Source organism: Longimicrobium sp., assembly GCF_036388275.1.
Classification (GTDB): Bacteria; Gemmatimonadota; Gemmatimonadetes; order Longimicrobiales; family Longimicrobiaceae; genus Longimicrobium.
This window is the reverse complement of sequence record NZ_DASVSF010000113.1, coordinates 202,083-223,790: the sequence shown is the minus strand read 5'-3', so window position 1 is coordinate 223,790 and position 21,708 is coordinate 202,083. Positions and strand designations below refer to the sequence as shown.

The 21,708-nt window shown below is 67.8% G+C and carries 22 protein-coding genes; 6 read left to right on the top strand and 16 right to left on the bottom strand.

Annotation, left to right across the window (positions count from 1 at the left end):
• Positions 1-21 precede the first annotated feature (21 nt).
• The 7 genes from VF632_RS27365 to VF632_RS27335 form a co-directional block, all read right to left on the bottom strand.
• Positions 22-954: a serine hydrolase gene (locus VF632_RS27365; protein ID WP_331026142.1), complete on the bottom strand. Its 933-nt coding sequence runs from the start codon at positions 952-954 to the stop codon at positions 22-24.
• A 93-nt stretch (positions 955-1,047) separates the two neighbouring features.
• Complete coding sequence (locus VF632_RS27360; RefSeq protein ID WP_331026141.1) at positions 1,048-1,806, bottom strand: class I SAM-dependent methyltransferase; 759 nt, start codon at positions 1,804-1,806, stop codon at positions 1,048-1,050.
• Between the two features lie 14 nt (positions 1,807-1,820).
• Complete coding sequence (locus VF632_RS27355) at positions 1,821-2,675, bottom strand: DUF3667 domain-containing protein (RefSeq protein WP_331026140.1); 855 nt, start codon at positions 2,673-2,675, stop codon at positions 1,821-1,823.
• Positions 2,676-3,079: 404 nt separating this feature from the next.
• Positions 3,080-3,478, bottom strand: a complete 399-nt coding sequence (locus VF632_RS27350) for a hypothetical protein (protein ID WP_331026139.1) — start codon at positions 3,476-3,478, stop codon at positions 3,080-3,082.
• Positions 3,460-5,352 (bottom strand): KAP family P-loop NTPase fold protein, encoded by a 1,893-nt coding sequence (locus VF632_RS27345; protein ID WP_331026138.1) that lies wholly within the window; start codon positions 5,350-5,352, stop codon positions 3,460-3,462. Before VF632_RS27345 ends, VF632_RS27350 begins: the two co-directional genes overlap by 19 nt.
• 47 nt (positions 5,353-5,399) lie before the next feature.
• The gene (locus VF632_RS27340) at positions 5,400-5,792 is read right to left on the bottom strand and encodes a hypothetical protein (RefSeq protein ID WP_331026137.1); all 393 of its coding nucleotides are present in this window, start codon (positions 5,790-5,792) and stop codon (positions 5,400-5,402) included.
• The gene (locus VF632_RS27335; protein WP_331026136.1) at positions 5,792-6,031 is read right to left on the bottom strand and encodes a helix-turn-helix transcriptional regulator; all 240 of its coding nucleotides are present in this window, start codon (positions 6,029-6,031) and stop codon (positions 5,792-5,794) included. Before VF632_RS27335 ends, VF632_RS27340 begins: the two co-directional genes overlap by 1 nt.
• A gap of 124 nt (positions 6,032-6,155) precedes the next feature.
• On the opposite strand from VF632_RS27335, the gene VF632_RS27330 reads away from it, so the two are divergent.
• Positions 6,156-6,437 (top strand): hypothetical protein, encoded by a 282-nt coding sequence (locus VF632_RS27330; RefSeq protein WP_331026135.1) that lies wholly within the window; start codon positions 6,156-6,158, stop codon positions 6,435-6,437.
• Here VF632_RS27330 and VF632_RS27325 read toward each other — a convergent pair.
• The 4 genes from VF632_RS27325 to VF632_RS27310 form a co-directional block, all read right to left on the bottom strand.
• The gene (locus VF632_RS27325) at positions 6,426-6,662 is read right to left on the bottom strand and encodes a hypothetical protein (RefSeq protein WP_331026134.1); all 237 of its coding nucleotides are present in this window, start codon (positions 6,660-6,662) and stop codon (positions 6,426-6,428) included. The two genes, VF632_RS27330 and VF632_RS27325, sit on opposite strands and share 12 nt — an antisense overlap.
• Positions 6,663-6,734: 72 nt before the next feature.
• Entirely contained in the window at positions 6,735-7,748 is a 1,014-nt protein-coding gene (locus VF632_RS27320) for a site-2 protease family protein (RefSeq protein ID WP_331026133.1), read from the bottom strand.
• On the bottom strand, positions 7,745-8,416 hold the full coding sequence (locus VF632_RS27315; protein WP_331026132.1) for a hypothetical protein: 672 nt from the start codon (positions 8,414-8,416) through the stop codon (positions 7,745-7,747). The genes VF632_RS27320 and VF632_RS27315 overlap by 4 nt, the downstream gene beginning before the upstream one ends.
• 135 nt (positions 8,417-8,551) lie before the next feature.
• Positions 8,552-9,688 (bottom strand): cellulase family glycosylhydrolase, encoded by a 1,137-nt coding sequence (locus VF632_RS27310; protein WP_331026131.1) that lies wholly within the window; start codon positions 9,686-9,688, stop codon positions 8,552-8,554.
• A gap of 110 nt (positions 9,689-9,798) precedes the next feature.
• Between VF632_RS27310 and VF632_RS27305 the strand changes: the two genes are divergently transcribed.
• Positions 9,799-10,332, top strand: coding sequence for a GNAT family N-acetyltransferase (locus tag VF632_RS27305; protein WP_331026130.1), 534 nt, complete (start codon positions 9,799-9,801; stop codon positions 10,330-10,332).
• A 13-nt stretch (positions 10,333-10,345) separates the two neighbouring features.
• Here VF632_RS27305 and VF632_RS27300 read toward each other — a convergent pair whose 3' ends face one another.
• Positions 10,346-10,813: a DUF1579 domain-containing protein gene (locus VF632_RS27300; RefSeq protein WP_331026129.1), complete on the bottom strand. Its 468-nt coding sequence runs from the start codon at positions 10,811-10,813 to the stop codon at positions 10,346-10,348.
• 269 nt (positions 10,814-11,082) lie between these two features.
• Here VF632_RS27300 and VF632_RS27295 point away from each other — a divergent pair, with 269 nt between their 5' ends.
• The 3 genes from VF632_RS27295 to VF632_RS27285 all read left to right on the top strand — a co-directional run bounded on the left by VF632_RS27295 (position 11,083) and on the right by VF632_RS27285 (position 14,958).
• On the top strand, positions 11,083-12,231 hold the full coding sequence (locus tag VF632_RS27295) for a lamin tail domain-containing protein (protein WP_331026128.1): 1,149 nt from the start codon (positions 11,083-11,085) through the stop codon (positions 12,229-12,231).
• Between the two features lie 150 nt (positions 12,232-12,381).
• On the top strand, positions 12,382-12,549 hold the full coding sequence (locus tag VF632_RS27290; RefSeq protein ID WP_331026127.1) for a hypothetical protein: 168 nt from the start codon (positions 12,382-12,384) through the stop codon (positions 12,547-12,549).
• A 216-nt stretch (positions 12,550-12,765) separates the two neighbouring features.
• On the top strand, positions 12,766-14,958 hold the full coding sequence (locus VF632_RS27285; protein ID WP_331026126.1) for a DNA/RNA non-specific endonuclease: 2,193 nt from the start codon (positions 12,766-12,768) through the stop codon (positions 14,956-14,958).
• A 62-nt stretch (positions 14,959-15,020) separates the two neighbouring features.
• On the opposite strand, the gene VF632_RS27280 is transcribed toward VF632_RS27285, so the two are convergent.
• From VF632_RS27280 to VF632_RS27270, 3 genes are all read right to left on the bottom strand, one after another.
• The gene (locus tag VF632_RS27280) at positions 15,021-16,307 is read right to left on the bottom strand and encodes an RNA polymerase sigma factor (protein WP_331026125.1); all 1,287 of its coding nucleotides are present in this window, start codon (positions 16,305-16,307) and stop codon (positions 15,021-15,023) included.
• Positions 16,304-16,702 carry a YciI family protein gene (locus VF632_RS27275; RefSeq protein WP_331026124.1) on the bottom strand — a complete coding sequence of 133 codons (399 nt, stop codon included), beginning with the start codon at positions 16,700-16,702 and terminating at the stop codon, positions 16,304-16,306. The genes VF632_RS27280 and VF632_RS27275 overlap by 4 nt, the downstream gene beginning before the upstream one ends.
• 143 nt (positions 16,703-16,845) lie before the next feature.
• A complete protein-coding gene (locus tag VF632_RS27270; RefSeq protein WP_331026123.1) occupies positions 16,846-17,286 on the bottom strand; it encodes a hypothetical protein in 441 nt (146 codons plus the stop codon).
• A gap of 255 nt (positions 17,287-17,541) precedes the next feature.
• On the opposite strand from VF632_RS27270, the gene VF632_RS27265 reads away from it, so the two are divergent.
• A complete protein-coding gene (locus VF632_RS27265) occupies positions 17,542-20,661 on the top strand; it encodes a CHAT domain-containing protein (protein WP_331026122.1) in 3,120 nt (1,039 codons plus the stop codon).
• 57 nt (positions 20,662-20,718) lie between these two features.
• Here VF632_RS27265 and VF632_RS27260 read toward each other — a convergent pair whose 3' ends face one another.
• The gene (locus tag VF632_RS27260; RefSeq protein WP_331026121.1) at positions 20,719-21,708 is read right to left on the bottom strand and encodes a hypothetical protein; all 990 of its coding nucleotides are present in this window, start codon (positions 21,706-21,708) and stop codon (positions 20,719-20,721) included.

Here is a 21,708-nt window from a genome sequence, read left to right as displayed (position 1 = left end):
AGGTCGTAAGATGTGGACCCATCATCGCGCCGGGCGCCAGGTGTCTTCCGGGTTGAAGTGCTCGTAGACCGCGCGCGAGACGGCCTGCAGCAGGCGCGATCCCTCGTTGCCGGGCTGGTAGCCGGTATCCACCTGGTTCTTGGTGATGATGGCCAGCACGTAGTCGCCCGTGGGCGCGTTCACCAGCAGCACCTCGGAGCGCGACCGGTCGACGAAGCCCTGCTTGGAGGCGGCCTGGATGGTGGGCGGAATCTGCGAGAGCGCTTCCTGGTCCCAGTAGCTCCGGGTGAGCATGCGATACATCTCTTCCGACGCGCGCGGGCTGACGGCGCGTCCCTCCCGGATCATCACCAGCGCCTCGGCGATCTCGCGGGGCGTGGTCTGGCCCCACCCGTAGACGGACCGCGCCTGCTCGCGCCCCGGCGTCCGCGAGTTCACGCGGGTGTGGCGGAACCCGTGCTCATCCAGCCACTCGTTCACCGCCGCGCCGCCCCCCACCAGCGCCTGGATCCACAGGCTCGCGTGGTTGTCGCTGATGGTCAGCATCAGGAACGCGAGCTCCCGCAGCGGCAGCGTGTCGCCCGCCGCCATGTAGCCCACCACGTCGGTCGCTTCCGTGTAGCGGTAGGTGAGCGTGTCGGGGTAGGGCACGCGCGCGTCCAGGCTCAGCCGGCCCTGCTGCACCTGGTCGTACAGCGTCAGCAGGATGGGTACCTTGATCATGCTGGCCGTGGGGAACACCGTGTCGGCGTCGATGGCCACGGTGGCGCCCGTGGGCAGGTGCCGCACGTAGATGCCCACGTGGCCGCGAAAGCCGCGCACCAGGCTGTCGAGCCGCGCCGTGAGCGCCGCGTCCGTCCGCTCCGGCGGCGGAGGCGCACCCTGCTGCGCCCGCGACGGGGCAGCGAGCACCAGCGCGAGCATCAGCGAGAGCCGGGCGATGCGGATCATCATCAGGGGAAGGCGAGAGGTGAACGCGGCGTACCTGACGCGGCGGAAGGGATGCCGCGTGCCCCGGGACCGCCGGAGGAGGCTCGGACCGACCGTTCAGTATGCGTGACGGGACCCCGCCGAGGCAACGATCAGGCGATAGCCGATGTCGAGCGCGGTGCGAGCCAGGAGGTAGCCGTGGCGCACGTTCCACGAGCCATCCGCGAGGTCGGCCCGCAGCCGCTCCAGGCCGGGGCGCGGATCGCGGAGCTTGGCGAACGCCGAGATGGCCCCGCGCGCGCCGTCATCCAGGTAGCGCTCCGGCCGGCGCCAGTAGCCGCCGAGAAAGCCGTCCGTGCAGTCCGCCGGGACAAAAACGGGACGGACTTCCACCGGGCCCAGGACGCTCTCCATCTGCGCGATCGCAGGCATGGTGAGCAGGTCCATCTCCACGATTTCGGGGAAATAGTCCTGCACCAGCCAGAACCCGGGATGCTCGGGATCCCACGTGAGGATGACGACGCGGTCGCGGGCACTCCGCCGCATCTCCTGCAGCCCGGCTCGCCAGTCCGGCCAGTGGTGGATGGTCAGCACGGCAAGCGCGGCATCGAACGAGCCGTCGCGGAAGGGCAGGTGGTCGGCGTAAGCGCGTACGGCCGGCCCCGCGCCGGGAAGCCGCTGGCGGATCATCTCCCCGGACGGCTCCACCGCGGCCACCCTCCGGTCCGCCGGCTCGTACGATCCTGCCCCGGCGCCCACGTTCAGGACGGTGGACGCCGTGCCCAGCGCGTCGGCGATCTGCGCGGCGATGCGAGGGTCGGGGCGGCGATAGGCGGAGTAGCCGATGCCGATGGTGTCGTAGATGGGCTGTCCCATGCTGCCGGCCGTCGTCAGAGGAGCACCGTAAAGGCGAGCGCGATGGCGGAGAGCATCCAGAGGCTGAGCAGCACCTGATAGAGGAGGTAGAGGCACACCGTCTTGAGGACGGTTGGCAGCCAGCCTCCCCCGTACACCCGGTGAAGGGCGACGCCCAGGTAAACGGACGCGATGAGTGCAATCAGCGCGTCCGTCAGACCGGGAAGCTGGCCCGGGGGGCGCGCCGGCAGCAGCCGGTCGAGGATCATCAGGAGCAGGAAGAACGCGCTCCAGTGCAGCGAAAACACGACGTGGCCCACGTACCCGGCGGGCGCGCGGCGATGGAACAGGTGAAGCACCAGCCCGAACAGCAGCACCGACGCCACCAGGAACGCGGGCAGGTATCCGGTTACCGTCGCCTCGAAGCGCTCGCGGAACAGCTCCATCGAGATGCCGCGCGACGCCAGCGGCGCGAGCGATTCCCTGCTGACGGTGCCGCTGACGCCGATGGCGTTGAGCGAGCTGACGACCCTCGTGGTCCGCGGATCGAACGTCAGGAACGGGCGATACGCGTTGACGAAGAAGAACGCCGCCGCGGCTCCCAGGTACAGCTGCAGAGGCTGCGTGTACCGGACGCGTCGCCCGTCCAGGTACTCGCGGGTCAGCCGCCCCGGACGCCCCAGCAGCGTGCCCAGCGTGCGGAGAAGGCGCGAGTCCAGGTTGGTGAGGTCGGCCGCTGCCTGGCTGGCGAACGCCCGCACCGACGCCGCTGGCGGGCCGGCCGCCTGCCCGCAAGCATGGCAGAACGCGCCGACGAGCACCGTCGCGCAGTTCTCGCACGCGGGATCGCTCATGTTCTCCGATGCACCCAGCGCAATAGTATTCGTCACTCCGCAGTCTGCGCCCCGGCCGACACGGCCAACGTGATGTCGCAGCCCGCCGCGCACGCACCGAGCCAGCAAACGACGATCAGCGGGAGTGTGGACGGAGGCATCGGGAGGGACACGCGGCTGTTGGAGTGTTTTACCGTCCCGGACGGGGCGGCGACGCCTGCCAAACATAGACGCATCGAGCCCGGCCATCAACGCGGCCTCTGCGCGGCTCTCGCGGTCTGATGATTAGCTTCGGTGCCCCGCAGCATCGCCCCATCAACCGCGTCTCCGGGCGCCGCAACTCGTAGCTACCCAGCATGTCATCACACCTGGCCGATCATGCAGCGCGCAGGGGTAACGGCGTTAGGGGCCATCACCTCCCGATTGTCAATCAGCAATTTACAATTTGGGGCTGATCACCTTCAAAGCGGCTCGTCATCATCGTCATCCCAGGTGTCTAGGCGGCGGGAGCCAACTTCATTCGACTGCGCCCAAAAGCCGCTCTCCTCTAAGCGTTGCCACCATGCGGGCAGCGGCATGGGTTCATCCGTGCCTAGGTGAGCTGCAATCTGTTCGCGGTGTTGCCGAAGTGAGCCAGCGACACGCGGATTCAAAGGCCGGGCGGTGGAGGCACGCCAGATGAGACGCAACAGCTCTGTATTCTCGAGCAGGCGCAGACAACCGGAACGAGAGAAGCTTCCTCCCTCTGTTGCTCCATACGCAAGTTGTCTAAAAAACGTTAAGAAATTCAGTTGCACCACGATGTTGTCACCTGCCTCAGCGCTGAGGATCTCAAATCTTTCTAGATGTTTTTGGTCCAAAAAATCGGCTTCGATTCGGACAGCAATGCCTTTTTACCACTCAAGTCCTGCTCGCCCCACAGGAGTGCAACCCCGCCGGGAGAAGTGAAGCTCGCGAGAAACTCCTGGACAAGACTATTCCTCGCTTGGCTCCGCAGGCCCTTTGACACGGCAACAAAGCCGGCTCCAGGCGCAGGATCACGCGTTGTGACTACTCGTAAGGTGGTATACAGTCTGCCCTGATCAGCCGGTGACAATTGAGAGAACGAGTACTCAAGAAAACTCCACTCATCTCGACGGATTCGCTCCTGCACCTCGCCGTGCGTAAAATGCGCCCAACTGATGATGTGGCTTCGCAGTGTTTTCCATTCATCGGCTCCTAAGAAACCCGCGCGGTAACCGAAGCGACCGGCCCAGAATTCGCGCAGGAGTTCAAGTAGCTGGCCTGCGGTTTCGAGACCTTCGACCAGTTCATCCTCGAGCTCCTTATCAACGACTGCATCAACATGGTTGCTGCGCATTTCGATGAAGGTAGCCCAGATTGCATGCACCTTGTCCGGATCTCTCCGTCCAATGCGATCCAATGCCAACGTGAAGTCCTGTACTTTGGATACATCGTTAAGGGCGGTAAGCCATCGATCAGCGATATCATTCGCTTCCTTCATAGTTATCGCGGGGATGAGTTCCGGAATCGCTAGCAGACCAGCCAGTCCATACCGTCCCCATGCGAGCATGCCACGTTCGCGGAGTGCATTGCACAAGAGGATGAATCGGGGGCGGTCCGGGTGATCGGCGGCTATGTGATCGTACTCGGGACGGACGGCATTCTCGTCATTCTCCGGGCTCACGTCGGATAAGCTCCTACCCACATTCCGAAAGAAACTTAATTCGATGTCCTTAATGGCTTCTATATCCCCAATGAGTGATTCGACTTCCTGCGGGAACTCAGTTTTCAGTAACTGCGCGATGTAGAAGGCCCGCCTGTCGAACTCATTTGTGTCGAAGCGATCTACAAGAGAGCTAATACTAGCAAGGTATCGGATGAACAGCTTGATCCTCCGCGGATTCGACGGTAAGTAGGAGGCGACGTCCAAAACTGCGGCCGGATCAATCTTGGGCCCAGCAATGGTGAGCAGGTCACGCACGTAGCGCTGAACGCTTTGTTGTGATGGCTTGGGGAGGAACCGAGGAAGCTCGACAATTTTTTCTAGAAACTGTCGTGGTTCTCCCCACCCTGCGTGGATGGAAGCCAGGCCGCGCTCCACTACCTCCGGTGCCAGGGCCAAGACGTAATAGTAGTCAGGATGATCAAGTGCTTCTCGGAGCGTCAGCAATAATGTTGGTACGAGGTCTGGGCGAACACGGTCGAGATCATCAACAAATACGATGAGCTTTCTCTGCCCTAGCCGCTCTTGAACTTCGGCAATCAATGTTCGAGCAGCTCCTTCGCCATACTTGCCGAGAATACTCTCCAGTGCCGGGCCAATCACGGTATCAGCAGCTTTCACTCGAATATCAACGTCAGCGAACGTTCGAACTTTCTTGAGAGCGCGAGTGGAAGACTCGGCGTGCTTCAGTTTCTTGAGGTCAATGCCGAGCGCACGAGCAATCTCTCGAGTAATTTGTGAAGAAACTGCATCTTTCGACTCGGTGATCCATGGATTTAGCCATATACAGACGTGACCGCGCTCCTGTAAAAAGCCGCGCATCATCGCCAAGACTGAGGTCTTGCCCTCGCCCCAACCCCCATAGATGCCTATTCGAAGGGTTGAGCCCGCAGGAGCATTGTTTACGGCCTCGGCCATATTGAGCGCGAAATCCCGTCGGCCGAGTAAATCATCCTCGCCACGGGCAATCGGCCGGTCAGGAAGGAGCGATAAATTGCTTATCTGCATCGTCTACACCGAAGAGTGGACATCTGCCTTGCACATCGCCGTTTGAGTTACTCACTGAAGTGAGCGATCCAGCGTGGTAGACGTGTTCTCTGGCCGCCGAGCGTCTCGACGACGCCCAACAGGTGTTGCACCGCGCCGTTGCGTTCGCCGGGCGGGAGGTGCGCCACCAGTAGCGAGAGCGCGCCTGCGGCGCCCTCGCTGCTCACCTCGCCGTCGTCACTCGCCTGCCTCTGGACGTACCACTCGTTGAGCTTGCGGAGGGTGCCCGCGTGCGGCTCGGAGCCGCTCAGGAATGCGCGAAAGCCGGTGCCCGACAAGCCGATCGCGCGCGCGGCTTGCCGCTGCGAGGTCGCTTCCGCATAGGCGCGGGCAGCCTCGCGAAGCGCGTCCAGGGAGACGACGCGATCACGAATCCGAGCACTCACTCCGTCGGTCACCATCAGCCGCCCGCATCCAAGCCCTTCAGCAGGTCAGCCGGCGCGATCTCCAGCGCCTCCGCGAGCCTGACGATGTTCACCAAGGCAACGTTCCGCTCGCCGCGCTCAGCGCCGCCCACGTACGTGCGGTCGATCCCGGCTTTGGCCGCAAGCTTCTCCTGCGAGAGTCCAGTCGGTTGCCGGGCTGCGCGCAGATTCTCGCCAAAACGCTTCAGGATGTCGGCTCGGGATAGTGCGGGCATGCGGAGGGAGCGCTGGAACTGGAGGGGACCTGGCTATGAGGATGATGCGAAGCTTGCCGACGATCCGTCCACGGATTATAAGTATCAGATGATTATAAGTAGCAGGCGGAAGAGGAGGAGCCGGATGAGGACCACGGGGGAGGGCGGGAAGCAAGCCTCGCCGATAAGGTTGCTGGAGATGCTGTCGGACCGCTTCGGTGCGTTCGAGACGATCGCGTTTGCATCGTTGCATATGGCTGGGACTGGCGATCACGAGAACGCCCCGCCGATGAGCCGGATGACTGCGAACGCGATCCTGGAGTTCGGGGATGATCTGCGGCAGGCCTATGAGGCAGCGCAGCAGTGGGCTGATGCGCGGAACACAACTGGCGCGGCGAAGGAGGATCGCGGGATGTCAGTCGGCTGATTCGTCGAGGGGGGCGGCCCGCCCGTGTTCAAGGACCATCCCACTCTCGCGAGTCAAGCGCTCGATTTTCCGATCGCTCCGATGGACGAGGACGCACCCGATGATCGTAATCGTGCCCTGCAGCACCAGGAACCCTCCGTGGATCAGGTCCAGCGTCTTGCCTTGCCTGAATTGAGGAACGCTGATCCCGATCAGCGCCACGCCGAGCAGCGCGTATCCCCACAATGGGATCCTGAGAGCCCAGCGCTCCCGACCTGTATTCATCTCATCGCCCGGTGATTCCTGTCAGTGCCCGGATCAGCCGCCGTACGGCACGATCATCATCAGCGCGGTGAGTGCGGCGACCAGGAAGAGGTACGTGCCCAGGGCGCCGTTGTCCTCCTGCTCCGGGGCAGGCTGAAAGAGCTGCCACCCGGCGCCCAGCAGGAGAAGGAACAGCATCCCCTCGTGCGACACCGCCCATGCACCCGCCACGAACGCCGCCGCCACCGCCCGGTGCGTGCGGGTGAGCGCCTGAAAGCCTCGTCCGCCGTCAAGCTGCCAAATGGGGATCAGGTTGAACAGGTTGAGGAAGGCGCCCGTATGGGTGATCGCGGCCCAGATGGGCGAGCCGGTGGCGAGGTACACCCCGTACGCCGCGACCGCCGCGCCCAATCCCCAGACCGGCCCCGCCAGCCCGATGCGTGCGTCCGTGCGCGCGTCGGGCGGGTTCATGTGCAGGCGCACGAACGCGCCCAGGCCGGGGATGAACACCGGCGCCGACGCCGGCATTCCAAAGCGCCGCAGCGCCGCCACGTGCCCCATCTCGTGGATGTAGATGGAAACGACGATCCCCGCCGCGAACTTCCACCCGAAGAGGCTCCAGTAGACGCCCAGGAATGCCAGCATGGAGAGCAGCGTGCTCATCTTGGTCAGGCCCAGCACCAGCAGCTTGCCCTTCGTCACGATGAACAGGAGCGCGGCCGCGCCGATGGCACCCGCCTTGGCCCCCGCGTGAGATCCGTGCGGCTTCGCCGTTCCCGGCGTCGCGGCGTCCAGGGGGCCCAGCGCGGCGAGGCGGGCGGCGATGGCGTCGCGCTGGGCGGTGCCCTGCGGCAGCAAGGCCAAAGCCCGGTACCACAGCTCCGCCGCGCGGGCACGGTCGCCGGCGTGCGTGGCGGCCTCGGCCTCGGCGGCCACGCGGCGCAGTTCGTCGCCGTGCAACAGCCGCCGGCAGGCGGGGCAGGCGAGCAGCCCCGCCGCCACCTGCGAGCCGCACCCGGCACAGACAGCCGCGGCAGGCGGCGCTGGCGAGACGACGAGGTCGGTCACCCGGCGAGCTGCGGCTGGGGAGTGGGCGCTACGGCGTACGGGCCGGTGACGGTGAGCTCGGGCCGCTTGGTCTCGCGCCACGCCTGGTAGAGTCCGAAACCCAGGATCAGCACCCCGATCGGCGCAGAGGTGATGGTCAGGACGGGCAGCGTGAGCGAGAAGATGAACGCCCCGATGTAGATCAGGGCACCGGGGACGCCGGCGGCGTCGCCCGATGCACGCCATGCCTCCAGGATGGCCGGGATGAAGCTCGTGCAGATGGCCAGGTAGGTGAACCCGATGGCTACCACCTGGTACACCCACCCACCGCGGCCATGCGAGCCGATGCTCACGGCGCGGCCGACCATCCAGCCCACCAGGATCGCGATCAGCCCGATCTCGTAGCCCGTGGCGGCCAGCACCACGAAGTAGAGGAGGCTGCCCGCCACCGCCGCGCCCGCGCCAAAGAGGATCGCGCGGCCGATGCGCCCGGTCCGGCTCCCCTGCGGCCCCGCCTCCAGCGCATGGCGGCACGGAGTGCAGACCACCTGCATGTTCGCCATGTGGTACTCGCCCTCGATGGGGCGCTTGCAGCCGGTGCAGGACCGCTCGGTGGTGGCGGCCGACGGCTCGGCCGTGTCGAACTGGAGCGCACCCGTGGCGGGCGCCGCCGGCGTAAGGTCGGACATGGTTGTCTCGGGGAGATTGGAACGCTTGAAGGGGTGGCGGGACCCCCGAACGTTACACGACATTCCGGCGTCGCGCAACATGCGTTTCCCCACGCGGGGCCGCCTTGTCTACGATGTGCTCGATGGTACCTGCGCTCACGAACCGCGCGCGCCCGTGAGCGACCGGATCAGCTGCACCTCTTCCGCGCGGTACGGGGTGCCGTCGGGGCGGAAGATGTCGTGGAACCAGACGGGCGGCTCCGACGGGTAGGCGCGCTGCCACGAGTCCCACGGGTAGATGGTCTGCGACTCGCCCGAAACGAAGCCCCAGTTGTACGCATCCACCGCCTGCTGCTTGAAGTACGGCAGGATGCTCTCGAAGGTGCTGCCGCGTGGGCGCGCCATGTACTCCGTGCACAGCACCGGGCGCCCGTGCTTTTGAAGCGCCGCCACCTGCCGCTGCAGGTTCGGAAGGTCGTCGTAGCTGTGGAAGGTGATGACGTCCGAGTTTTCCAGCATGAACGTGGTGATGGGCAGCGTCTGGCTGGGATCCACGTAGTCGCCCTTCCACGGCCCTGCGGTCAGCGGCTGCGTGGGGTTCATCTCCCGCGCCCACTGGAAGGTGCGGCGCAGCAGCGCCAGCGCCATCTCGCCCTTGTTCACCGGCTCGAACGCGCTGTACGAGCCGCCGTTGCGGTTGTCGGGCTCGTTGAACAGGTCCCACGCCACGATCCGCCGGTCATTCGCGAACCGCCCGACCACGCCCTTCACGTACGGCTCCAGCTCGCGATGCCGCATGCTGTCGCGCAGGATTTCCACGCCCGGCGACTGCAGCCAGCCGGAGTTGTGGAGCCCCGGCACCGGCTGCCGCTGCGGGCCCAGCCGCGGAAACGGGTCCCACACGGCGTCGAACAGCACCAGCATGGGCCGGATCCTGTGCCGTTCGGCGATGGCCAGGAACTGGTCCACGCGGTTCAAAAAGCCCTGCGGGTCCTGCTTGTAGGCCAGGTCGTGAAGGAACACGCGCATGGTGTTCATCCCCAGCCCCTGCGCCCAGCCCAGCTCACGGTCGATCGTCCGCGGGTCCCAGCTTTCCGCCTGCCACATGTCCAGCTGGTTGATGGCCGACTGCGGCGCGTAGTTGGCGCCCACCAGCCATCCGGTCTCGCGCTCCCACGCCATCGCGCGTTCCGCGGACCAGCGCCCGGGAAGCTGCTGGCCCTGCGCGGCGGCGGCCGTGGCGACGACGGCCAGCAGGGTGAAGGTGCCGCGGAGAATCCTGCGCTGCATCATGGGAAATCCGGGGGATCGGTGGAACGGGAGGGCCGCCCGGCAAGCTAACCACGCCGGGACGGCGCGCAAGCGAGTGGCGTGGCGGGGATGGCGCGGATAGAGTTCAGCCCATGCCGAACGATTCCATCGACACCGAGCGCCTGACGCTTCGCCAGCCCACGCTGGCCGACTTCGCGGACTCCACCGCCATGTGGTCGTCCCCGGACGTGGCGCGGTACACCACGGGCCGGCCGTCCACGCGCGAGGAGGTGTGGGCGCGGCTGCTGCGCTACGCCGGCCTGTGGGCGACGCTGGGGCTGGGATACTGGGTGGTGCGGGAGCGCGCGACGGGGCGGTACCTGGGCGAGGTGGGTTTCGGCGACTTCCGCCGCGACATCACGCCTCCGCTGGACGGCATCCCGGAGATGGGATGGGTGCTGGACCCGCGGGCACACGGGCGCGGCTACGCCACCGAGGCCGTGCGCGCGGGCCTCGCCTGGGCGCACGAGAACCTGCCGCGCGCGGCGGACGGGTCGCCGGGGCGGATCGTGGCCATCATCCACCCCGATAACGCGCCCTCCATCCGCGTCGCCGAAAAATGCGGATTCCGCCGGGGCGCGGACGCCATCTACAAGGACGAGCGCACGCTGGTCTTCGAGCGGTAGCCCACTCGTCCGCTCAGGTGACGCGGCGGTAATGCGAGGTCATGAAGTGCTTCCACTCGCCATCGCCGCCCACATAGCGGGACGTCAGCACCCGGTGGTCGTCGCCCCTGAACTCGATGGTGTCCTGGTACCTGGCCATCGTGCCTTCCTGCTCGTAGCTGGGTCCCTCGGTGTCCAGCGTCAGAAGGTTTCCCGAGGCGTCCAGCTCGCCGTCGTAGATCCAGATGTGCGTCATCATCGATCCCACGAAGGTGCCCTTGAAGCGCTGCGTGGCGGGGTCGTAGCCCAGCGTCATCAGCGTCGACATGCTCTCCCCGTCGCGCCCGTCGCACAGCGCCCACGTGGTGCCCAGCAGCCGCACGCTCTCCGAACCGGTGCCCTTCATCGGCGTGCCGTCCGGCTCTGAGGCGTCCATTTCCCACGTCCATTCGCCCACCAGGCGCTCAAGGAACTCGTGCGGGGTCTGCGGTTCGCCGTTCATCGATGTCTCTCCATGGGGACGAGGTTGGATCAGGGCCAGCGGATGCGCAACCTAAACGCGCCCGGTGCACGGGCCAAGGCGTTCGTTGGCGGCATGGGCACGTTCTCCGCCCGCGCGACAGGTGGCGATGCCCGAATGACCAGCGAAGCGTCGGTTTACGCTCGCTGGGCGTCAAACCCTTGTTTACCGGGATGAATCCGTTAGGTTGTGAAGCTCCTTCCGACTGTGGCCGCACCGGCCGCCCTCCTCCGTAGTCCCCGCGAGACAGCTTGAACAGCATCGTCCGTATCCTGTCGCAGGCGCGGTTTCCGCTTGCGATGCTGCTGGTCACCGCCGCGTGCGGAGACGTGCAGCTCACCGGGCCCAGCCTCGCGGCCGAGAAGTTTCCGGCACTGCAGGTGCTCGACTGCACGGCGAACGTGGCCTCCGGGAGCGTGTCGTGCACCAGCCCGCTTCCGGTGGGCGCGAGCATGGCCATCATCGGTGGGCAGAACGACAACGTCAGGCTCACCTCGTCGAACGTGACGGCCGGCGGGGGGATCTTCGAGTTCGAGGTCACCGTTCAGAACCTGTTGCCGGAGGCCATGGGTACGCCCAACGGCGTGGCTCTCGACACCGCCGGGATCTCGGTGTTCTTCCACCGGGGGCCGACCGTCACCGCGGGAACCGGCACCGTGACCGTGGCCAACGCGGACGACATCAGGGAGTTCACGGCCCCCAACCAGCCGTTCTTCCGGTACAACGAGGTCCTGTCGCAGGACGAGGTCTCGGCTTCCAGGACCTGGCGGCTGGCCTACACGGCTGGCGTGCAGACGTTCACCTTCCGGGTGTACGTGGCCACCGTGCTGCAGCCGCTACTGGTGATCAACGAAGTGCTGGCGAACCCCAGGAGCGGCACTTTGCCGCCGGGAACGACGGGCATTACGGACGCCAACGGCGAGTGGTTCGAGGTCTACAACGCGGGGCGGTTCCCGGTGCAGATGCAGGGGATGACGATTTCCGATTCCTCCTCCGGCACCAGCGGCAGACAGAAATACCACGTGATCGCCTCGTCGCTGCTGGTTGAGCCGGGCGCGTACGTCGTGCTGGGCAACAACGCGAACACGGAGACGAATGGTGGAACGCCCGTCGACTACGCGTACGGGAGCACCGCGCTGATGCTGGCCAACGGGATAGACGCGATCAAGCTCTCGCGCTCGCTCACCCCGGGCGACACGCTGGCCCTGTTCACGGTCGATCGAATCCAGTTCGCCACCTCGACCAAGGACGGCATCTCGCGCGAGCTCCTCAACCCCGCGCTCGACAACGCGAACATGGACGGTGCCTTCTGGGCGGATGCCCTGTCGGCGGCCGCGTACGGTCCGTCGGGGCTCACGCGCGGCACGCCCAAGGCGCAGAACTCCACGTACACCCCCTGATTGCCCGCCGCGGGCCCCGGCGAGCGTCTCGCCCGGGCATGGCCGCGCATCCACGTTCGTCAGCGTTCCCGGGCCGCCCCGCGGCCCACGAGAGACACGTTTCCGTGCACCGGCGCACGCCGGTGCACTCGACCCCTGAGGCTGAAGCTGATGTCGACCAAGAACTCTTCGCCCGCAGAGAAGCCCGCCGCCGGCCGCAAGGCCTGGGTGGCCCCCCGCGTGGAAACGCTCCCGCGGCTGACCAACCTGACGCTGGCGACCGGCGCTGCCATCGACGGTAGCGGCGACGTGAACAACCCGGGCAGCAGCGTGTTCTAGCCCGCGGCTGCACGCGCTCCGACCATTCCCCGCCCCCAGCCGCGCGCCCCGGGTCGGGGATTGTTTGTTTCCGGGCAAAGTCCCTGCCGTTTCACTACCTGCGGGGCCTTGTCGAAACGCCCGGAATGCGGTAGTGTAGTACATAATCCGCCACAGCGGGGTCCCCCTCCGCATTCCCGCATCCTGGGCTACCTGGTGCTGCGCACTCTGTCTTCCGTGGCCGCTCGCCGGCCGTGGCGCTCTGCGTTTTCCATCATCGCGGGCGCACTTCTCGTCATCGGCTGCACAGACAGCATCGTCACGCCCACGGTAACGGAGCCCACGCCCGTGCCCCCGGCGGGCCCGGTGAGCATGCAGCTGACCTGCGTGGCCAGCGTGCAGAGCGGCTCCGTCTCCTGCAGCACCCCGGCCATGCCGGCCGGCGTGCGCGGCGCGGTGACGTACGGCGGGCAGAACCAGTACGTGAAGCTTACGTCCACCAACGTGACGTTCGACGCGGGCACGCGCATCATGGGCGCCGACGTGACGCTGCAGAACCTTCTGCCGCAGATCATCGGCTCGCTGGACAGCGCCACGGTGCACCCGAACGGCATCCGCGTGTTCTACGCGAGCGGCCCCACCACGTCGGACCCGGGCACCGTGACGGTGCGCAGCCCCGACGGAACCGAGACTTTTCTCAATCAGTCGGCGCCCTACTACCAGTGGTCGCAGGCGCTGCGGACGAACGCCGTGTCCACGGTCAAGCGCTGGGAGTGGAACGTGGGCGCGGGGGTGAACACGTTCACCTTCTCCGTCTACGTGCAGACCGAGGTCACCCCCACGCTGGTCATTACCGAGATCATGGCCAACCCCAGCGCCGTGGACGACTCCGTGGGCGAGTACATCGAGGTGTACAACCCGGGGCTCGCGACGGTGGACCTGAGCGGGTACCGCATCGTGTCGCGCTCGGGCTCGTCGACGGAGCAGGTGACCATCGCGTCGGGCGTTACGCTGGCGTCGCGCGCCTACGGCGTGATCGCCGCGCGGTCCAGCACCGCGCGCAACGGCGGCGTTACGGCCATCGCCGAGTGGGGCGGCACCGCCATCCAGCTCAGCAACAGCACCAGCGCCACGGCCCCCGACTACGTGGCCATGCGCCGGCCCAGCGTCGTCGCCGGAACGTTCTTCACGATGGACTCGGTGGTGTGGGCGCCCACGGGCAACACCACGGCGCCGCCCACGGGCCGCACGCGCGAGCTGCTGGATGTAAAGGCCGACAATACGCAGATGACCAGCGCCGTGTGGAACACGGGCTACACCAAGTACGGCGTGGGGGACGGGAACGGCGAGTTCGACCGCGGCACGCCGGGCGCGGCCAACGGCGCGCTGGTGGCACCCGGCCCGGTGGTGTCGGTGCGCATCTCGCCGGGGTTCGCGGTCATCGACACCCTGAAGCAGTTCCGTCGCTTCTCGGCCGTTGCCGAGGACACGCTGGACCAGGCGTCGTCGACCACCATCACGTGGACCACGGACAACCCGGCCATCGCCACCATCGACCAGACAGGGCTGGTGACGCACGTGGACACGGGGCAGGTGCACATCATCGCGACCGCCTCCAACGGCGTCGCCGACACCACGCTGTACTCGATCTTCAAGTACTCGCCCGCGTCCATCTACCGGAACCACGTGGAGTTCGGCGTGCCGGTCACCGGCCTGCCGAACGACAACGACAACATCGTGATCCTGAGCGACCGGCGGACGCACTACAACCTGTCGTACAACGCCAGCCGGGGCGGGCCCAACTGGGTGAGCTGGAACCTGAACCGCACGCAGTTCGGCAAGATCCCGCGCGCGCCCACGTTCTACACCGACCCGCTGCTGGTTTCGTACGGCGCGTACCAGGTTACCACCTGCGACTACACCGGCAGCGGCTACACGCGCGGCCACATGGTGCAGAGCGAGCAGCGCACGCAGACGCGCGCGGAGAACGACACCACGTTCCTGATGACCAACATCCTTCCGCAGACCAACGAGCTGAACACCGGCCCGTGGGGCGACCTGGAGGAGTACGGGAACGAGCTGGCGCGCTTCCACCAGAAGGAGATCTACAACGTGGCCGGCGGCACCTGGCCCGCGTCGCCGCAGTACCTGACCACGACGTGCGGCAACGCGAACAAGGTGCAGATCCCCACCACCACGTGGAAGGTCATGGTCATCATGCCGTACGGACAGGGGCTGGCAGACGTGACTTCGGCCAGCAGCGTGCGGGTGATCGCGGTGGACATGCCCAACACCTTCACGGCCAACAACCAGCCGTGGACGGCGTACAAGGTGACCGTCGACCAGATCGAGGCCATCACCGGCTACGACCTGCTCGCCGCGCTTCCGGACGCCATCGAGGCCGCGGTCGAGTCGTCGATCGACCCCTGATCGCCGGCTCCTGGTGAGGAAGGAACGCCGCCCCGGGCTTCGTGCCCGGGGCGGCGTTTCTTTCAGGCTGCCGTTCCGCTCGGCTTCTCGTTCTCGAGCGCGGAGAGGCGGGCCGCCTTGAGCGTCAGGTAGTCGCGTTCGGGGATGCTGGCCGTCCGCTCCGCCGCGGCGCGGTAGTGGGCGAAGGCGCGCGCGGGGTCGCCCGCCCGCTCGTACAGGTGCGCGCGCACGGCATCCAGGCGGTAGTGCCCGCGCATCCGCGGTTCGTCGTCCAGCGCCTTCAGCAGCTCCAGCCCCGCTTCCGGCCCCTTCACCATCGCGGCGGCGATCACGCGGTTCAGCGTCACCATCGGGTTGTCCGACATCCGCTCCAGCACGCCGTACAGCGCCAGCACCTGGGGCCAGTCGGTGTCGTCCGCAGTCGCGGCTTCGTCGTGGACGGCCGCGATGGCCGCCTGCAGCTGGTACGGCCCCACGGCTCCGCGCGAGAGCGCTTCCGAGACGAGCGCGACGCCCTCCACGATCATCCCTCGATCCCACAGCGCGCGGTCCTGCTCGTCCAGCGGGATCAGCTCGCCGTGGGGCCCCGTACGCGCGGCCCGGCGCGCGTCGGTCAGCAGCATCAGCGCCAGCAGCCCCGCCACCTCTGAGTCGTTCGGGAGCAGGGCGTGGAGGGTGCGGGCCAGGCGGATGGCTTCGTCCGACAGGTCGGGCCGGTGAAGGTGCGGGCCGGTGCTGCTCGTGTATCCCTCGCTGAACAGCAGGTAGAGCACGTGCAGCACGGATTTCAGCCGCTCCGCGCGCTCGGCGGCGGAAGGCATTTCGAACGGAACCGCGGACGACTTGATGCTCGCCTTCGCCCGGCTGATCCGCTGTGCCATGGTGGCCTCGGGAACCAGGAACGCGGCGGCGATCTGCGCCGTGGTGAGTCCTCCCACGGCGCGCAGGGTGAGGGCGATGGCGGATGCGGGCGTCAGCGCGGGGTGGCAGCACATGAACAGCAGCACCAGCGTGTCGTCGCCATCCACCCCCACCTCCACGTCCGGCGGGGGGACGAAGGCCCAGTCGGCCCACACCTGGCTGGCGACGGCGTCCTCACGGCGGCGGCGCGCCATCTCGCCGCGCAGGTGGTCGGTGAGGCGCCGGAGGGCGACGTGGTACAGCCAGCCGCGCGGGTTCCGCGGAACGCCCTCCGCCGGCCACTGCGCCGCCGCGGCGATCAGCGCCTCCTGCACGGCATCTTCCGCCGCCTGGAAGTCGCCGTGCCTGCGCGCCACCGCGCCGAGCACCTGCGGCGCAAGCTCGCGCAGCAGGTGCTCGATCGTGGGTTGGATGGAATCCGCCGTCACGCGTCCGTGGTCGGCGGCGCGCTCATCACCTGGCGCACCTCGATGCCCATGTTCAGCGGCGCGCCGCCGGGGCCGGGCGCGGCCGATGCCTTGGCCGCGAGCTGGTAGGCGCGCTCGGGCGAATCCACCTCCACGATCCAGTAGCCGGCCAGGAACTCCTTGGATTCGGGGAACGGGCCGTCCGTGACCGGCGCGCCGTCCTTGCCCGCGCGCACCAGCTTCGCTTCGCCGGGCGAGGCCAGCCCCTGCGCATCCACCCACTCGCCGGAGGCCGTGAGATCCTGGTTGAACTGGTGCATGAACCCGATGTGGGCCTGGAAGTCTTCCGGCGACCACTGGCCGACCTGGTAGTCACCGGTTCCGCGCGGCGCGTGCATCATCATCATGTACTTCATGGTCGTTCTCCCGTTCAGTGGTTCGGCCGTCGATCGGCCCGTGCGAAGCAGCCCTCGTTGGCGCTTGCGTACAGTAGTCGGAGCCGGCGGCGCGTTCTCTACATCATCTTCCCAACGACTTCAAATGATCGTCATCGCGAACCTCATCTCCCGTCGACCGCCGGGATCCAGCGGCCCTGGATGCGGAACGCTTCCAGTCGCGGGAACGCGAGATCGGACGGCACCCGCCACCACGCGGCGAGGTAGACGCCATTGGCCACGGGCTCGATGCGCGTCTCTCCGCGGAAGGATACCCGCACCTGGTCCGCACCCTCAGGGGCGACGTCCCAGTCCACGAGGGTTCCGAGTTCGCCATCCTTCTCGGTGCTCGTCCAGCCGGGCCCGTTGCTGCTCGTCCCCTCCCTCCAGCCCTCATCCTCGCGAGCCACGCACGACCCGTACAGGTATGGGTACCCGGGTTCACCGGTGTCCAGGAGAACGTACGCGTCGTCTCCAGAAACGCGAGTGGCGACGACCCGGCAATGCGCGCCCGGAAAGCCGTCCAGGGCCGCGGCTTCCGGCGTGTCGAAGGTGTCGGCGTGCATGGACCTGGCTACGCTGGCAGAGCGGGAAACGCCGGAGCGGGCGGGACAGAGTAGTGGTGCCAGCCTCTCCGGTCCACCTTGCACCGGCCGGCGGAACAGGTTGGACAGGCCGGAGTGCGACAATCTTGTGTTGCAGCGCTTCGCGGCCCACCTTCCTGCCAGCGCTTTCCCGCGCCCTGGCCGATCAACGTCGTACATTGCGGTCCCGCTGATGTGCATTGCCTGCCGTATCGCGATCCACCTCAGGGTGGCCCTATGAAGCGCCGCGGCCTCGCGGGCGCGGCCGGGGTGCTGTTGGCCGCGGCGGCGGGCGTCCGCCTGCTCGGCGGCGCCTCCGAGCCGGCCCGCTCGCTGATGGGGGAGCTGGTGCACACGCGGCCGGACCGCGCTTTTGCGGCACGGCTGTCCATCCCCGTGACGTACCAGCACTGTGCGGTGCCGGTCGATGCGGCAGCGGCGCAGGTGCCTCGCGAGGTGTGCGGGGACGCCGCCGATCCGCCCGTGGACCTGGAAGCGTTCGCCGCCGCCAGGGCCAGCGTAGACGCCGACTCGCTTCATGCGTCGGCATTGGCTGACGTGATCTGGCCCGACCGCTCGGAACCTACGGCGCACGCGGTGCTCCTGCGGCTGGAAAAGGCACTTCGGCTCAGCCGCCGCCCGGTTCCGCTGCTGGTGGACCTGTCGGCGGTGTACCTGGTGCGCGCCGAGCGGATGCAGGACCCGCGCGACCTGATGAAGGGACTGGACCTGGCCCGTGAGGCGCTGGTGAGCGACCCGCGCAACGCGGCCGCCCTGTTCAACACCGCCCTCGCGCTGCAAGCCTTCGGAGTGGATGGCGAGGCCGCCAGGGCCTGGGACAGGTACCTGGCCGTGGACTCGAACTCGGCTTGGGCCCGGGAGGCGCGCGAGCGGCAGCGCGCCGTGATTTCGCGTCCCGCCCTGCCGCCCCGGCCCGTGCCCGGCGCGGCTCCGGCCCAGGTGCGGGCCTATGTGGACAGCGCCCCGCAGGAGGCGCGGCTGCTAGGATGGGACGTGGTCCTGGGCGAGTGGGGCAACGCGGTGGCGAAGGGTGATCGCGTGGCCGCCGCGGCGCACCTTGCCGTGGCCGAGTCGCTGGGAGCGGCCCTGGAGCAACGCGGGGGAGATGCCTCGCTGGCCGACGCCGTCCGGGTGATCCGCCGCGCGGAGGGCGACGCCCGGGCGACGGCGGCCCTCGCGCGGGGCCACAGCGCGTACGCCGTGGCGCAGGCGCTCTATGGCGCTACGCGATACAAAGACGCCCGGGCCGCCTTCAGCCGGCTTCTGCGCGCCGCGCCACCCTCGCCCACGCTCGTGGAATGGGCGATGGTATTCCACGCCGGCACGCAGGTGTACGCAGACGAGATGGAGGTGGCGAAATCCGCTCTCCGCACGTTGCTCTCCGCCGTGGATTCCAGCCGCTACTCCGCCGTGGAAGGGCGGGCGAGGTGGATGCTCGGCACGCTGCTCTCCCGGACGGACTCGTCGGCACAGGCGCGGGCGGAGTATCGACGGGCGGAGGCGATTTTCGGGCGCTTGGGCGAGACCGAGCACCAATCGGCCGTCCTGAACCTGGATGGCGGGCTGGCCTACGACCAGGGAGACGCGCTCGCCGGCTACAACGCCATGCACGGCGCCCTGCGGGCCCTGCGGCACTACCCAAACTCGCTGCGGCTGCACAACCAGTTGGTGGACCTGGCCGACCGCGCCAGCCAGGACGGCATGCCTTGGGCTGGCTCCATCCTTCTGGACGAAGCCGTGTCGGTGGCGGCACGGTTCGGCGAACCGCTGGTGATGCTGGAGGCGCGGCTCGCGCGAGCGGACCTGCGCGCCGTGCTCGGCGATCACCGGGGCGCGGTGAGCGACCTGGATTCCATCGCGCCGCTGCTGCCGCTTCTCAACGATCAGGACGCGAGGGATTGGACCGCTGCACGGCTGGGGTACACGCGGGCGGTGGTGATGTCGGCGATGGGCCAGCCCCCCGCACCCGCCGTGATGGATTCGGCGGTGGAGTACTTCCGCAGCGCGAAGAACCTGGCGTGGCTGGTTCCCACGCTGCTCCGGCGCGCGGACGTCAGGATGGCCGCGGGCGACGGTGCCGGCGCCACGGCCGACCTCGAAGCCGCGGTGGGGTACATCCGCAACGCGCCGGGCGACGAGCGTGACGTGATGCTGCGTTCCGCGGTAATGGAGCGTGTGAGGAGCCGTTTCGATCAGCTGGTGATGCTTCGCCTGCGCGAGAAGCGCCCCGACGATGCCCTGCGTGCGCTGGAAAACGGCCGCACGTCGTTCGCGACGGCGCCGCTGCGCCGCGCGTTCTTGAGGGCGCCGAATGGAGAAGTGGCGGTGGAATACGCGCTGATCGGCGACACCTTGTTGATATGGACCGTCCGGGGCAACAGCTTGCACTTGGTGCGTAAGACGGTGAACCGCGGCGAGTTCCTGCTGACCGTGGAGGAAGTGGGCGCGGCGCTGGAATCGCCCGCGGGCGAAGCCCGCGCCGTTGCCGGCCTGACGCGGCTGTACGACTGGCTGGTGCGCCCGGTGTGGGACCGCCTAGGTGAAACCGAGACTCCGGTGGTGATCCTGGCGGATGGCGAGATTGCGCGCGTTCCCTTCGCCGCGCTGGTGGACTCCGCTTCAAAGCCGCGCGGCCGGGCGCCGGGCCGCTACCTCGTGCAGGACCACCCCCTGCGCTTCGCTGCGACCCTTTCCGACGCGCGGCGCACGCTGCCTCGCGCACCGCCCGGGCGGGCGCTGCTGGTGGCGGACCCTGCGTTCGACCGGCTCGCGCATCCCACCCTGGACTACTTGCCGGGCGCGCGCCAGGAGGTCGACTCGCTCAAGAAGCTCTACCCGGATCACGTCCCCCTGGAACGGGCGCACGCCACCCGAAGCGCGGTGACGGCCGAGGCCACCTCGGCACAGGTGATCCACTACGCGGGGCACGCCGTGTTCAACGATGCGCGCCCGGAGCGCTCCATGCTGGTGTTGGCCGGCCCGGATACCACCGCTCCGCTCACTGCCGAAGCCTTCCACCGGATGCGGCTGCCCAACGTTCGGCTGGTTGTGCTTTCCGCGTGCGGCACCCTGCGCTCCCGCAACGGCCGTTCGGGCGGCTTCGCGGGGTTCTCGGGTGCGCTGCTGGCCGCGGGCGCGGGCGGCGTGGTGGGAAGCCTGTGGGACGTGAACGACGAGCGCACGCGGCACCTGATGTGGGCGTTCCACGCGGAGTACGTCGATTCAGGCAACGCCGCGGCGGCGCTTCGGGCGGCGCAGCTCAAGATGCTGAGCGACCGGGATCCCGACCTTAGTTCACCCTCCACGTGGGCAGCGTTCCGCTACGCCGGCCGCTGATCGACAGCTTCCGGCCGAAACGGCGCGGGCCGCTCCGGAGAGCGGCCCGCGCGTCTTTCATCCACCCGTGATCTTCGCCTGCAGGGTGTCGAGGGCCGCCGTGAGCTCGTCCCAGCGCGGCGGACCCGTGGCCGGAATGGCCGCCCGTACCTGCTCCAGCGCCCGTGCCGCGGCGATGTCGGCGGCCAGCAGCCCCTCTGCGCTGGGCGGCACGGCGCCTTCTCCCCGGAAGAACTCGCCGTTGCGACCATGCGCGGCCAGACGTGCCGCTTCTACCCAGGCGCCCAGCTCCAGCGATTCGCGCCCCAGGCGGTTGGCCAGCCGCTCCGTCCCCGCCGACAGAAGCCGCTGAAGCGAGTCTACTGGCGCTCCAGGGCGCTCGGATATGCGCTGAAAGGGGCTGGCGGATGTTTCCGAATCGAAGCCGTACCGCAGTTGGCCGGAAAGCTCCCGGATGTCCACCGTGTCGCGGGCCTGCACCGCCACGGAAAGGTCTACCAGCAGCGCCCCGGCGTGCGCGGCCCGGGCTGCTCGTACGTCGCTCCCTTCTCCACCGCGCGCCAACTCCAGGGAGCGCTCCCACTCATCGGGCAGTCCTCCCTGCAGGTGATTCAGCTCGCCCGCCAGTCGCATGGGAACGGATTCGGCGGAAGAGCCCTGCCGCGCGACGAGTGCGGCCGCAGCGGCAATCCCCGCGATGCCCGCGGCAATCGCCCACCGCCGCCACGGACGCGTGCGCGTCCGTGGGCGAAGCGGGATGACATCCTCCGCGACGAGCGTAGCGCCGGCCCCGTCGCCCTCGTCGATGTGGCGGAAGACAGGCGCGGTGTCGGCGATGTGCTCGTGATAGACGCTCTCCTGCACGAGCGAGGCAGCGGCCGCGTCTTCCTCCTCCATCCTGCGGAGGACCGAGGCGGTGTTCGTCAACACCTGGTAATCGTGATCAGACGCGGCTACGTCCGCGAGCAACTTCTCGCGCTGCCGTCGATCCAGCTTTCCGTCGAGGAGGGCAGCCAGCCTCTCGTCGTCGTTCCGGGGCTCCTTCAC

Coding starts and splice junctions, on each gene's coding strand:
- VF632_RS27265 (WP_331026122.1), top strand. CDS start 17,542: ATGAAGCGCCGCGGCCTCGCGGGCGCGGCCGGGGTGCTGTTGGCCGCG.
- VF632_RS27290 (WP_331026127.1), top strand. CDS start 12,382: ATGTCGACCAAGAACTCTTCGCCCGCAGAGAAGCCCGCCGCCGGCCGC.
- VF632_RS27275 (WP_331026124.1), bottom strand. CDS start 16,702: ATGAAGTACATGATGATGATGCACGCGCCGCGCGGAACCGGTGACTAC.
- VF632_RS27330 (WP_331026135.1), top strand. CDS start 6,156: ATGAGGACCACGGGGGAGGGCGGGAAGCAAGCCTCGCCGATAAGGTTG.
- VF632_RS27300 (WP_331026129.1), bottom strand. CDS start 10,813: ATGAACGGCGAACCGCAGACCCCGCACGAGTTCCTTGAGCGCCTGGTG.
- VF632_RS27345 (WP_331026138.1), bottom strand. CDS start 5,352: ATGCAGATAAGCAATTTATCGCTCCTTCCTGACCGGCCGATTGCCCGT.
- VF632_RS27305 (WP_331026130.1), top strand. CDS start 9,799: ATGCCGAACGATTCCATCGACACCGAGCGCCTGACGCTTCGCCAGCCC.
- VF632_RS27360 (WP_331026141.1), bottom strand. CDS start 1,806: ATGGGACAGCCCATCTACGACACCATCGGCATCGGCTACTCCGCCTAT.
- VF632_RS27310 (WP_331026131.1), bottom strand. CDS start 9,688: ATGATGCAGCGCAGGATTCTCCGCGGCACCTTCACCCTGCTGGCCGTC.
- VF632_RS27335 (WP_331026136.1), bottom strand. CDS start 6,031: ATGCCCGCACTATCCCGAGCCGACATCCTGAAGCGTTTTGGCGAGAAT.
- VF632_RS27340 (WP_331026137.1), bottom strand. CDS start 5,792: ATGGTGACCGACGGAGTGAGTGCTCGGATTCGTGATCGCGTCGTCTCC.
- VF632_RS27365 (WP_331026142.1), bottom strand. CDS start 954: ATGATGATCCGCATCGCCCGGCTCTCGCTGATGCTCGCGCTGGTGCTC.
- VF632_RS27270 (WP_331026123.1), bottom strand. CDS start 17,286: ATGCACGCCGACACCTTCGACACGCCGGAAGCCGCGGCCCTGGACGGC.
- VF632_RS27315 (WP_331026132.1), bottom strand. CDS start 8,416: ATGTCCGACCTTACGCCGGCGGCGCCCGCCACGGGTGCGCTCCAGTTC.